We start from the raw sequence: 13,041 nt of genomic DNA, 5'->3' as shown, positions 1-13,041 counted from the left end.
CTTGACTACGAATCAGGACAGGACAGGATGACTCCAAAAAAATCAGCAATCGAGCTTCTCGCTCCGGCCCGGGATCTAGCCTGTGGTCTGGCGGCGCTATCCCACGGTGCCGATGCCCTCTACGTGGGGGCGTCCAGGTTCGGGGCACGCCAGGCTGCAGGAAACAGTCTGGACGATATCTCCCGTCTCATCGAGGCCGCCCATTTCTACAGCGCCCGGGTCTACGTGACCCTTAACACGCTCCTCTTTGATCGGGAACTCCCCCAGGTAGAAGACCTTGTTCACCAGCTCTACCACCGGGGCGCAGACGCGATCATCTTTCAGGACATGGCGCTCCTGGAGATGGATCTGCCCCCGATCGCCCTTCATGCCAGCACCCAGGCGGATAACAGAAGGCCCGAAAAAATCCGCTTCCTGGAAGAGGCCGGGGTGGAGCAGGTGGTGCTTGCCCGGGAACTCTCGCTCCAGGAGATCGCCGAAATCCGGCGCAGGACAGAACGCATAGCTCTGGAGGTCTTTGTTCACGGCTCGCTGTGCGTTTCCTACAGCGGCCGGTGCTTCGCCAGCCACCGCTGGGGAGGTCGGAGCGCCAATCGTGGGGCCTGTGCCCAACCCTGCCGCCTTCCCTACCGTGTTACCACCCCGGGAGGAAAAGAGATCGCGGGAGAAACGCACCTCCTCTCGCTCAAGGACCTTTGCAACGGCCCCAATCTGGAGGACCTGCTCCGGGCTGGCGCGACCAGCTTCAAGATAGAGGGTCGGCTGAAAGACATAAACTACGTGAAAAACGTCACGGCCTGGTACCGCCAAGCCCTGGACAGGATACTGGAGAAGGAACCGTCCTGGCGTCGCAGCTCCTGCGGAAGCGAGGTCTTTTCCTTTGACCCGGCCCCGGAGAAGAGCTTTTCACGGGGTTTCACCGATCATTTTCTTCACCGGCGCCAGAAAAAGGCCACCACCCTGGGGACCCCCAAGGCCGTGGGGGTTCCTCTGGCCAAGGTCCTGCGGGTCGGGAAGGGGTACTTCACCCTCCCGGCCTGGACGGATCCGGGAAACGGCGATGGCTTTTGCTTCTTTACCGCCCGGGGAGAACTGGAGGGTTTCCGGGCAGACCGGGTAGAACCCGAGAAAACCGGAAAAACGGGGAACCCCGAATGGTATCGGGTCTACGCCCGTTTTGGATCTCACCTGAGGGCGGGAACACAACTCTACCGCAACCACCACCAGTTCTTTGTTCGCCAGGTGGAAAAGAGCCGCGGCACCCGCACGATCGATCTCCGGGTCAGCATATCCGGGGCCACCAGCAGTGCGGGCGAGCCCCTCCTGGTCGTAACGGCTACCGACGAGGAAGGACTCTCCTCGCGAATGGAGCGGAGCATCCCCCCTTCGCAGCGATCCGGTGAGGCCCCCTCCCCCGACCGTGGCCGGGCGAATCTGGAGCGGCAGTTTTCCCGATGGGGGAACTCGCCCTTCCGTATCCGGGAACTCTCCCTGGACCTGAGCGATCCCCCTCTCGTTCCCCTCTCCTGGATAAACTCCCTGCGGAGGGACCTGGCCGAGGCACACCAGAAAAAACGGAGCTCCCGGCGTCCGCCCGATGCGGTTCGACCTGGCCGGGGAACGGCACCCTTTCCGACAGACTCCGAGGAGCCCTCGCTGAACATCACCAACACCATGGCCAGGAACTTCTACCGGCGCCACGGTGTCGCGGGGGAAATCCCGCCCGCACCCGATATATTGCCCCGGGAGGCCTCACGGGAGGACGAACCAGCCGATGGGAGCGACCGGCCCGTCATGATCTGCCGCTACTGCCTCCGGCATGAACTGGGAATCTGTCCCCGGGAACGGAAACCCACCGGGGAGGCCCCCGCTCCCCCGGCCTCCCCCCTGCTTCTTGAGGGACCTCCAGGAACGCTGGAAGCCCGTTTCGACTGCACCCGTTGCGAGATGAGGCTCTATCTTACGTCCCGACAATCCGGCCCTGAACAAGCTCCTGTGGCGCAGGAGGGTCCTGAGTGATTGTCACAGCCTCGTGGATCATGGGGAGAACCTTGCGGTAATCCTCGTCGCTCCTGGCGTGAACACGCAGAAGCAGATCCCCCTCCTTCACGGGAGCTCCCAGCTCGCAGATATCGGTCAGACCCACAGCAGGGTCGATCATCTGATCGCTGCGCAGGCGTCCCCCGCCGAGAGCGACCACGGCAAAACCCAGTGCCCTCGTATCGAAGGCTGCCAGGTATCCCTCCCGGGGGATCAGGACATCCTTCACAACGGGGGCCGAGGCAAGATGGGCATCGGGGTTTTCCAGGAGATCTCCCGGCCCCCCCAGGATAGAAACCATGCGCGCAAACCGTTCCGCCGCCGCGCCGGAATCGAGACTTCGCAGAAGCATCGTCTCCGCCTCCTGACGGGTTGCCGCCAGGTTTCCTGCCAGGAGCCCCTCGACGCAGAGGGCCATCACAACGGCGTGGAGTCGCTCGGGCCTGGCAACTCCTGTCAGGTAGTCCAGGGCACACCGCACCTCCAGAGCGTTTCCTGCGCAGGGCGCCAGAGACTGACTCATATCGGTCAGGAGGGCGCTGATATTCAGACCGGCACCGGTACCCACGGCTACAATAGACTCGGCGAGCTCCCTGGAGCGTTCCGGCGTGGCCATGAAGGCCCCGGACCCTACCTTCACGTCCATGACGAGCGCGTCCAGGCCTGCGGCCAGCTTCTTGGAAAGGATCGATGCCGTGATCAACGGAATTGACTCAACCGAAGCGGTCACATCCCGAGTAGCGTAGATCCGCTTGTCGGCCGGGGCCAGATCACCCGTCTGACCGATGATCGCGGTCCCTGCCTCACGGACAGCCTGCGAGAGCTGTTCCGGCGTGGGAAAAGGATTATACCCGGGGATGCTTCCAAGCTTGTCCAGGGTCCCCCCGGTGTGGCCAAGACCCCTGCCGGAGATCATGGGGTTAAACCCGCCACAGGCAGCAAACATGGGGCCCAGCATAAGCGAAACCGTGTCACCCACTCCTCCCGTGGAATGCTTATCGATGATCGGACCGGGCAGATCCAGTTGACTCCAGTCCATGGTCCTCCCCGAATCTCTCATGGAGAGGGTCAGAGCCACACACTCGTCGCGGGTCATGCCGTTCAGAAAAACCGCCATGGTCAGGGCAGCTATCTGGGCCTCGCTGATGGAATCACTGGTTATCCCCTCCACAAACCAGGCGATTTCCCGGGCTGTGAGCTCCTGATTGTCCCGTTTTTTTCGGATAATTTCCTGGGGTAAAAACATCTCTCACCTCTCCTTGACTGGATTTGTCTGGACCACTGTATCGGCCACGAGCATTTCGGCAAAACTTTCACCCGCTCCCCGCCAGGAAGACGATCCTGTCAGGAGATGCACCGCCGAAGCCGCAAGATCGGCAAAACTGCTACGGCAGCCCAGATCGCCGGGTCGCACCCGGGGTCCTGCTGCCAGAAGCGGTACGTATTCCCGGGTATGGTCGGTTCCCTTGAAGATCGGATCACACCCGTGGTCAGCGGTAATGATCACCCCCTCATTCTGGCCCAGGAGGGGCAGGAACTCCCCGAGCCAGCGGTCAAAACCCTCCAGGGCATCGCGGTACCCCCGCACATCCCGGCGGTGGCCGTAGACCGAATCAAAGTCGACGAGGTTTACGAAAACCAGACCGCTTCCACCACCCTGCAGAATTTCCAGAGTTTTTTCCATGCCGTGATCGTTCGATGTGGTGGGCCAGGATTCGTCTACCCCCCGACCCGCGAAGAGATCGGAGATTTTCCCTACCCCCGTAACGGCACACCCTTTTTCCTGAAGATGATCCAGCATGGTCGTGCCGGGAGCCTCCAGCGCGTAATCGTGGCGATTGGCCGTGCGCTGCCACGCCCCGGCATTACCCGTGAAGGGACGCGCGATCACCCGCCCAACCTTGAGCATGGCCCGGGCGGTCTCGCACCACGCGTACAGGGTCTCGAGCCCCACCACCTCTTCGTGGGCAGCGATCTGAAAGACCGAATCTGCCGAGGTATAGACGATGGGGCACCCCGTCTCGACGTGGTCTGCTCCGAGATCGGCTATAATCTGCGTTCCCGAAGCAACACCGCCCCCGATACAGCGTCGACCTATGGCGTTCTCGAAATCACGAATCACGGCGGGATCGATTCCCCGGGGCCACGTGGGGAGCGGTTCCTCTACGGGGAGACCGGCAAGCTCCCAGTGCCCCACGGTAGAATCCTTCCCCCTGGTACGAGAAGCAGCTTTCCCCCAGGCGCCCCGGGGGGCGGAGGCGGGGCGTACTCCCCGAATTGCCGAAACGTTTCCCAGACCCAGCGACTCCATCACCGGAAGATCCAGGGGAAGCGCCTCGGCGATATGCCCCAGGGTATTCGCTCCCAGATCACCGTATTCTTCGGCATCGGGGAGCGCTCCCACACCGAGGCTGTCGAGAACGATCACGAACAGTCGATCCATCTTCATCATGGTTCTGCCTCCTAGTAGGAGCCCGATCGGGGGCCAGAATCAGGCGCGCTCCCGGAGACGATCTCGATTCCGTTACTTGTACCCAGACGACGGACCCCCAGGGCGATATAGGCCCGAGCCGTGGCGGCATCGCGAACTCCCCCCGAGGCCTTCACCAGAGCCTTCCCTTCCACCGCCTCGAGCATGAGCTGCAGGTCCTCTGCCACGGCTCCTCCCGTGCCAAAGCCCGTAGAGGTTTTTACATAGTCCGCTCCGGCCGCCACGGCCAGGCGACAAGCCTGGACCTTCTCCTGATCCGTGAGATAGCAGGTTTCGATGATAACCTTCAAAAGCGCATCACCGATGGCTTCCTTGATCTGACGGATCTCTTCCTGGACCTCTTCATACCGGCCCTCCCTCAGAAATCCCACGTTCAGAACCATGTCTATCTCGGATGCTCCCTGGGAGAGAGCTGTGGAGGCCTCAAAAACCTTTGCTTCCCGGGACATGGCACCCAGGGGGAACCCCACTACGGTACAAACCCGGACACCGCTTCCCTGAAGCTCTTCCTTCGCCAGGGGGACCCAGCAGGAATTGACACAAACCGAAAAGAACCGGTGTTCCCGGGCTTCCCGGCAAAGTTTGCGAATATCATCGCTTCCGGCGGTAGCCTTCAGCAAAGTATGATCGATGTAGTGCGCCAGCTCGTGCTGCGCTTCATCAGTTCCGTGTGCGGTCATGGCAGATCCTCCTGGGTATGTCTTGTCGCTGCATGATCTTCCTTCATTGGTCTCATGCTCTTTGTCTCACAAATTCATTGTTCGGGCGCGGGGCCCTTTCTCTTCCTGTACCGTCGTCCTGCACCGCCCCAGCGTCTTCGCCGGACCGGGTCACCACCCGATCCGGCCCTGCCCCGGACATTAGCGTTTTCCCTTGTCGAAGGGCTCGCCCAGAGCGCGGGGCGCCTGGGTGGTCCTGGAGAAGAGAATCAGCGCCAGGAGCGTCACCACGTAGGGGAAAACCTTCAAAATAATTTCGGGAATCGCCTGGAGCGCTGGCTCGGCCTGGGAGGCATTGGCGATAGTCATGGCAAAACCAAAAAAGAGCGTTGATCCCAGAACTCCCAGGGGCTTCCACTTGCCGAAGATCAGGGCTGCCAGGGCGAGAAACCCCATGCCCGAAACAGAGCCGTTGAACTCCCCCGAGTAGGTCACCAGAATGGTGGCACCGCCCAGACCGGCGAACATCCCCGAAAGCAGAACCCCCGAGTACTGTATTCGGTACACACTCACACCAGCAGCATCAAGAGCATGCGGATGCTCCCCCGCAGCCCAGAGACGCATGCCAAAGCGGGTGTAATACAGGACGAACCAGACCAGGACCAGGACAACCAGAATCAGCCAGGTGGTGCCGTAGCTCTGCCGGAACAGCAGAGGCCCTGCCAGAGGTATCTCCGCCAGAACGGGCACGCTGAAACGGGCAAGGCCGTTGCGGAGCAAAATGTTCCCGGACCCCGTCATGGTGCGGGCAAAGAAGACAGTCATGGCAGCAGCGATCATATTGATGGCGATCCCGCTGATCACATGGTTTGCCCGAAGATTAATGCAGGCAAAGGCGTGGAGGAGCGAGAAGACCGCCCCCGCAGCCATGGCAACCAGGAGGCCAAACCAGAGGGCGTTCCCCCCCAGGATCGGATAGAACCGGGAGATAAAAACCGCCGCCGAGAAGGACCCCACCACCATCAGCCCCTCGAGGCCGATATTGACGATCCCGCTCCGCTCGCTGCAGAGCCCTCCCAGGGCGGTGACAAGAATCGGCATGGTGAAGGCCATGGCGTAGGGAAACAGATTTACCAGAATATCAAACATCGGAGTTATCCTCCCCCCGGGTAAAGAGAAACCGGAACCGGCGATGCGCCAGGACGCGCCGGATCAGTACACTGGTAGCGGCAAAATAGATGATCGCTGCGATGATCGTATCCCCCACCTCGGGAGGAATATCTGTCATAGCGCCCATAAACCCCTTTCCGGACTGAAGAATCCCGAAAAAGAGCGCGGCCCCCACAACCCCCACGGGGGATGCCGCCCCGAGCAGGGCCACGGCGATACCGTCCCAGCCGATAGCGGGCATGATCCCGATCTCCATATTCACGGCGTATCCTGCGTAGAAACAGAGCCCGGCGAGACCCGAGAGGGCCCCGGAGATCATCATGGAGGTCACAATATTACGCTGCACGGCGATTCCTGCGTTTTCTGCCGCGTAGCGATTGAAGCCCACCGCCTTGAACTGGTATCCCCAGACGGTGTTATTCAGAATCACCGCGATCACCACCACCGCCGCCAGGGCAAGAAAAATCCCCAGATTCACATAGGAACCCTGAAACAGATCGGTAAGCCACTTCACCCGGAGAGACGCATCGAAACCCAGACGTCGCGATTCTGTAGCCAGGCCGGCGCTGCTGAAATGGATCCTGATCGTGTAATACGTGATCCAGTAGGCTATCCAGTTCATCATGATGCAGGCCACAACTTCGTGGACATTAAACCGTGCCTTCAGATACCCCGGGATGAATCCCCAGAAGGCCCCGCCGGCGATCGCAGCCAGGGTCATCACGGGCAGCAGAAGAACCCCGGGCAACTCCAGGGTAAGCCCAAGAACAGTCGCCAGCAGCCCCCCCACCAGAACCTGGCCGGGAGAACCGATATTGAAAAGCCCCGTCCGGAAGGCAAAGGCCACGGAGAGGCCCGTAAGAATCAGGGGCGTGGAAATAGCCAGGGTGTTCCCGAAGCGCTCCACGTTCATAAGACTTCCCCTGAAGAGGAACCGGAACCCCTGGAGGGGGTTATTTCCTGTCAGAGCCATGAGCAGGGCTCCTGCCAGCAATCCCAGAAAAACCGTAACAAGGCCAATAACAAAATCCCGGTTGAGCCGAATGCGCATCACAGGGCCTCCTTATGAACACCGGTCATCATGAGCCCCACTTCCCGTTCGTTTGTTGAGGCAGCATCGACAATTCCGATAAGTTCGCCGTGGTTTATAACAGCGATCCGGTCGGAAAGGTCGAGAATCTCATCCAGCTCCAGCGACACCAGGAGAATAGCCTTNCCCGCGTCCCGCTGCGCCACCAGTCGCTTGTGAATATAGGAGATGCTCCCCACATCGAGGCCCCGGGTTGGCTGAACAGCCACCAGGACCTCCGGATCCAGGTCTATCTCGCGACCCACGATCGCCTTCTGCTGATTACCTCCCGACATGGATCGGGCCATGGTATCCGCACCCTCGCCCGACCGCACATCGAAGGCTTTGATCACCTTTTCGGCGTGAGCCCGGATCGCTTCGGGCTGCAAGAATCCCCGTCGCGAATAGGGCGCCTTCCGGTGCGTCGCCAGGACCAGGTTCTCCTGGATCGAGTAATCCAGTACCAGCCCCCGTTTCTGCCGGTCTTCAGGAATATGAGCCAACCCCGCCTCGATGCGCTCCCTGACGGAAAAGCCGGTAATATCCTTTCCCGCCAGCGCAATCGTTCCCGCCTCGGCCTTTCTCAACCCGACCAGAGCCTCAACAAGCTCGGTCTGGCCGTTGCCGTCTACACCGGCAAGACCCAGTATCTCGCCGTGACGAAGCTCCAGAGAGAAATCTTTCACAGCCGGTGTTTTTCGTGCGTTCAGAACCTGGAGATTCCGGATATCGAGAGCCACCGCTCCCGGCTCGGCGGCCCCCTTCTCCACGGAAAAACTGACCTCCCGCCCCACCATCATCTCGGCCATACGGGCCTCGCTGGTCTCCCTAACATCAACCGTTCCCACGAGCTTGCCCCGGCGAATCACCGTGCACCGATGGGCGATCGCCTTGATCTCTTTCAGCTTGTGGGTGATCAGGATAATCGATTTTCCCTCCCTGATCAGATTCTCCATGATAGCCAGGAGATCCTTGATCTCCTGGGGGGTCAGGACAGCCGTTGGCTCGTCGAAGATCAGGACCTCAGCCTCGCGGTAGAGCATCTTGAGAATCTCCACCCGCTGTTGCATACCTACGGAGATATCGTCTATCCGTGCGTAGGGATCGACCCGCAATCCGTACTGCTCCGAGAGCTCCTGAACCCGCAGGGCCGCACCCTTCCGGTCCACCAGAGCTCCCCGGAGCGGTTCCATCCCCAGGATGATATTTTCCGTAACGGTGAAATTGTGCACCAGCTTGAAATGCTGGTGCACCATCCCGATCCCCAGACCGTTCGCTACGGTGGGGTTATCGATGTTCACCTCCGTGCCACGCACCCGGATCACACCGGAATCGGGCTGATACAGACCGAAGAGAATACTCATGAGCGTGGATTTGCCGGCACCGTTTTCGCCGAGCAGGGCCAGCACCTCTCCCTGGCGAAGTTCCAGGGTCAGGTCATCGTTGGCACGAATCCCCGGAAACTCCTTGGTGATGTTTCTCATCTCCACCACGTGGTTCATCTCTGCCACCTGATCGGTTCCCGCCACGTGATTCCTCGCGGCAGCTTCAGAAGGATGTGCCATCTTGTTCATCTCCCAAGGCTCGTACAACGTTCGCCACGAGTTTGCAGAACCGCTCCGCCGCTGCCTGGGCGGTTTTCAGCACCTCCTGGTGAGAATGTTTTTCCGTGGCAAGGCCGGTAGACATATTGGTAATGCAGGAAATTCCCAGCACATCGAGTCCCAGATACCGTGCGGTCATCGCCTCGGGAACGGTGGACATACCCACGGCGTCTCCCCCGATAGACTGCATATACCTTATTTCTGCAGCCGTCTCGTAGGCCGGGCCCGAGAGCCCCACGTACACACCCCGTTTGAGGGAGACCCCCAGAGCGCGGGCGCGATCCTCTGCCAGATCGATCAACCCCCGGGAATAAACCTCGGTCATATCGGGGAACCGGGGCCCCAGACGCTCATCGTTCAGCCCGATCAGAGGATTATCACCGAACAGGTTGATATGATCGGTGATCACCATGAGATCCCCCGGCTCAAAAGCGGGGTTCATCCCCCCCGCTGCGTTACTTACCACGAGCGTTTTCACCCCCAGCATCTTCATAAGAGCGATGGGATAGGCCAGAGAGCGCATGGGGTGCCCCTCGTAGTAGTGAAGACGCCCCTGCATAGCCACGATCCTGGTTGACCCCAGGGATCCGAAAACCAGCTTGCCAGCGTGACCTGCCACGGTAGATACGGGAAAGTGCGGAATATCCTGGTAGGATATCTCCCGCTCCACCTGAAGATGCCCGACGAGCCCTCCCAGACCGGAACCCAGAACCACCCCCACCGAAGGAACCAGGTCCGTCTGTGCCTGGATCCATTCGCGGGTTTCCCCCAGCTGCTCGTACATACCCTGCATGCTAACGCCCTCCCAACTGTTTTTCGTAGATATCGCCCCTTCGCGAGAAGCCCATCCGCTCGAGATATCGATCGTGCCTGCTCCCGCACACCGGCGCGTGAAGGCGGCCAATCCCCTTGGTTCGGAAAAATCCTTCCGGATCGTACACAAAGCGCCCCATCTTGAAATCGCGGTAGGCGGGACGGACAAAATCCAGGTCGATGCAGAAGGTCTCCTCATCGACCCTGTGACCTGCCAGTATCCCGATCGGGACGGCGTTCTTTACCAGGTAGAACACGTCGAGGCGGGGTAGCTCCTGATCCTGAAACAGGGGAAAGAGCTCTGTAATCTCGTCCCGATGCGTCTCGAGGAAACACGCCACGTACTGATCAGATCCGGAAAGCTGAATAATCTTGAAATCGTCCCGCTCCCGATGCATTTTTGCCAGATAAAAAATATTCGTGAGCGCGATAAACAGGTTCAACAGCGCCACAGGAAAAGACCCGATGATAAACCCGTAGGTTGCAAAGAGCGCAGAACCCGTGAGGTTCACCCACCGGAGACGCACGATAGAGCTCATGGTAAGCGAGAGCGCTACCAGAATCGACGCAAGATAACCGAACCATTCAATTGCAGGCAGTCCAAGATACACTATATTCTTCCTTTCCCGGTTTCCCCGTATTCTCCGAGATATTCTCTATCCCGACGGACAGGGCCCCGTACTATCTCGCAGGCGGAAAGAAAAGGGCATAAAGGTTTCCCTCGGCTCCGCCTGTGTTCCATTTATTCTATTTATGAGCATCTGCCCCGCCGTAGCCCCGGCCCGGTGATAATCAAAACTCATGGTGGTCACCCGGGGTTGGGTATAGGAGAGCAGCACGGGGTCGTCGATGCAGGCCACGGAGACGTCTTGGGGTACCCGGTACCCGCTCCGTTGAAGCCACCCCGAGGCGGCAACAGCAAGTCGGTCGGTGATGCAGAAGATCGCCGTGGGACGATCGGCCGTGTCGGGAAGCGACATCAGGGCAGCGGCTCCCCGTTCCCCCCAGGGATACTCGAAGTCACCGATCGAAACGAGCCGTTCGTCGAAGTCGATACCCGCCTCTTCCAGAGCAGACCGATAGCCCTGCTTGCGGTGGGTACTAATATCCACGTCGTGGTCGGGAACAGCGATACACCCGATACGCCGGTGGCCCAGCTCAAGAAGATGCTGGACCATCGCCTTGGCGGCACCAAAGTTCTCGAGCCTCACGGCTGAACAGGAGAAGGCCTCGCCGGAATGACCCAGGACAACCAGGGGCATGCGAATCTGCTTCACCAACCGGACGTGCTCCTCGGTGATGCCCGTGGCAAAATAGATCACCCCGTCGACCCGTTTCTCGTAGAACAGCTGAAAATACTTGAGCTCATCGTCGTGCTGGTCCCGGGTATTCGCCAGAAGGATATTGTATCCGTTCTGGTTCAGTACGTCCGTGACTCCCTCGAACATGGCTGCAAAGGTGGGCAGATCAATTCGGGGGAGAAGCACGCCGATGGTATCAGTCTTGTTCCGCAGGAGATCCTTGGCCAGCGAGTTGGGCCGATACCCCGTCTCGGCAATAATCGCCTCCACCCGCTCCCGTATCTCGGGGCTTACGTAGGCAGAATTATTGATGACCCGGGAGATTGTGGAGATCGATACACCGGCGCGTCTGGCCAGCTCCTTGATGTTCATGACGCCCTCACTCTTCTAATGGCCCGGTGATCGGGTCCCTGTATCCCTGAAGCATACCTGTGATTATACCCGGGAAGAGAGTTCCCGCAGAAAACTATTTTTTCCCATATTCGTGTTATGCGGTCCGGCGGGGTTCTTTGTTCCCCAGGACTGTTGCCCCTCCGGGGCCTCTGCCCCATCCGGTCCTGTGTCCCCGGGCCAATCTTTACCTCGCCCGCTGTCCGTCCCCCTGAGGGTTCTTCACAGGCCCCCGGCGGCGCGGTCCGTTCTGCCCCGGCTGATACCAGCCCGGGACAGAACCGGGAAAGATCTTATCGAATCAGATCTCCCTGCTGAGCAGATACCACAATCTCACCGCTCTGAATCCTGGCCAACACCTGGGCCACTTTCTCTTCCGTCCTCTCGCTGAGGTTGGGATTCACCTCGGGGATTCCCACACCGTTGGAAGCCGCATCGAACATGAGAGTCTCTCCTCCGGGGAAGGTTCCCTCCAGCTGGGCTGCGATCATATCGTAGGCAGCCACATCGACACCCTTCATGGCCGAGGTGAGAATCACCGATTTTCCATCAGCGTATACGCCTTGCTCGTACTGGTCAGAATCAACTCCGATGATCCAGGCACCGTCGGCAGCGCGGGCCTTAGCCTCGTTGATAGCCCCGACCCCGACACCACCGGCTGCGCAGAAAATCGCATCGATTCCCCGATCGAACATCTGGGCGGCGATCTGTTGTCCGGCGGCGACGTTATCGAAGGACCCCTGATACAGGACATCCCGGGGATTCAGGGAAATCGAAGTGCCCAGGTGTTCGTTGGCGTAGGCGATTCCCTGCTGGAATCCCCAGTTAAACCGCTGAACGGGGGGGATCTCCATACCTCCGATGAAGCCGAAGGCGCCCTCGCCGATCTCTACCGCCGAAGCCACGGCTGCCAGAAATCCGGCCTCGTGCTCTGCAAAAAAGATCGACACCGTGTTGGGAGCCACCTTTTCCGAACGGCCATCACCAAAGACACCATTATTCGGAACGCCATCGATGAGAACAAAGTTTACCTCGGGATAGCGAGCCTGCATCTGGTAGACCGCCGTCTCGAACTTGAACCCCGGTGTGATGATCAGGGGAAATCCGGCGTCCCGAAGATTCGTTATCTCCCGAATGTAGTCGGCCTCGGTGGTTCCCGATGGCATAAGATAACGCCGGGTAAGATTAAACTCGTCCGTGGCTCGTACAATCCCCTCCCAGGTTCCCTGGTTAAAGGATCGGTCATCGATCGTGCCCGCATCGGTCACCATTCCAACGCGGAGAGCGCCTTCGCCTTCGTCCGAGCCGGACCCTCCGCAGCCAACGAGTGCAACGGCGGCTGCCAGGAGAGCAACCGCTGCCATCACCCGAAAAGAACCCATTCCGAATCTCTTCATTTTCTACTCCTTTGGGATCACGAAGAGGCCTCTCGTGCAAGAAAACCTTTTCGCAAAGCTTTTCTTGAAGGCTATGACGGTTTTTCGGAGCTGTCAAGTTTTTTTTC

11 protein-coding genes are annotated in these 13,041 nt (G+C 59.7%); 1 reads left to right on the top strand and 10 read right to left on the bottom strand.

Features of this window, described 5'->3' with window-relative positions; all coding sequences use genetic code 11:
• Window positions 1-27 precede the first annotated feature (27 nt).
• Window positions 28-2,019 carry a peptidase U32 family protein gene (locus B071_RS15020; protein WP_018525147.1) on the top strand — a complete coding sequence of 664 codons (1,992 nt, stop codon included), beginning with the start codon at window positions 28-30 and terminating at the stop codon, window positions 2,017-2,019.
• Here the strand turns inward: B071_RS15020 and deoA are convergent.
• The 10 genes from deoA to B071_RS0100485 all read right to left on the bottom strand — a co-directional run bounded on the left by deoA (window position 1,961) and on the right by B071_RS0100485 (window position 12,934).
• Window positions 1,961-3,286: a thymidine phosphorylase gene (gene deoA / locus B071_RS0100530; protein ID WP_018525146.1), complete on the bottom strand. Its 1,326-nt coding sequence runs from the start codon at window positions 3,284-3,286 to the stop codon at window positions 1,961-1,963. The two genes, B071_RS15020 and deoA, sit on opposite strands and share 59 nt — an antisense overlap.
• Before the next feature lie 3 nt (window positions 3,287-3,289).
• Entirely contained in the window at window positions 3,290-4,492 is a 1,203-nt protein-coding gene (locus tag B071_RS0100525; protein WP_018525145.1) for a phosphopentomutase, read from the bottom strand.
• Between the two features lie 11 nt (window positions 4,493-4,503).
• Entirely contained in the window at window positions 4,504-5,211 is a 708-nt protein-coding gene (gene deoC / locus B071_RS0100520) for a deoxyribose-phosphate aldolase (RefSeq protein WP_018525144.1), read from the bottom strand.
• A 180-nt stretch (window positions 5,212-5,391) separates the two neighbouring features.
• The gene (locus tag B071_RS0100515) at window positions 5,392-6,339 is read right to left on the bottom strand and encodes an ABC transporter permease (RefSeq protein ID WP_018525143.1); all 948 of its coding nucleotides are present in this window, start codon (window positions 6,337-6,339) and stop codon (window positions 5,392-5,394) included.
• The gene (locus B071_RS0100510) at window positions 6,332-7,411 is read right to left on the bottom strand and encodes an ABC transporter permease (RefSeq protein ID WP_018525142.1); all 1,080 of its coding nucleotides are present in this window, start codon (window positions 7,409-7,411) and stop codon (window positions 6,332-6,334) included. Before B071_RS0100510 ends, B071_RS0100515 begins: the two co-directional genes overlap by 8 nt.
• Window positions 7,411-8,913 (bottom strand): ABC transporter ATP-binding protein, encoded by a 1,503-nt coding sequence (locus B071_RS0100505; protein ID WP_498365789.1) that lies wholly within the window; start codon window positions 8,911-8,913, stop codon window positions 7,411-7,413. Before B071_RS0100505 ends, B071_RS0100510 begins: the two co-directional genes overlap by 1 nt.
• A gap of 64 nt (window positions 8,914-8,977) precedes the next feature.
• Window positions 8,978-9,826, bottom strand: a complete 849-nt coding sequence (locus B071_RS15015; RefSeq protein ID WP_215730260.1) for a purine-nucleoside phosphorylase — start codon at window positions 9,824-9,826, stop codon at window positions 8,978-8,980.
• A gap of 1 nt (window position 9,827) precedes the next feature.
• Entirely contained in the window at window positions 9,828-10,457 is a 630-nt protein-coding gene (locus B071_RS0100495) for a YgjV family protein (RefSeq protein ID WP_018525139.1), read from the bottom strand.
• A 45-nt stretch (window positions 10,458-10,502) separates the two neighbouring features.
• Entirely contained in the window at window positions 10,503-11,519 is a 1,017-nt protein-coding gene (locus tag B071_RS18050; RefSeq protein ID WP_018525138.1) for a LacI family DNA-binding transcriptional regulator, read from the bottom strand.
• 311 nt (window positions 11,520-11,830) lie between these two features.
• Window positions 11,831-12,934, bottom strand: coding sequence for a BMP family lipoprotein (locus B071_RS0100485; protein WP_018525137.1), 1,104 nt, complete (start codon window positions 12,932-12,934; stop codon window positions 11,831-11,833).
• Between the last annotated feature and the right edge of the window lie 107 nt (window positions 12,935-13,041).

Origin of the sequence: Alkalispirochaeta alkalica DSM 8900 (assembly GCF_000373545.1) — a bacterium.
GTDB lineage: Bacteria > Spirochaetota > Spirochaetia > DSM-27196 > Alkalispirochaetaceae > Alkalispirochaeta > Alkalispirochaeta alkalica.
This window is presented reverse-complemented; position numbering and strand designations above follow the sequence as displayed.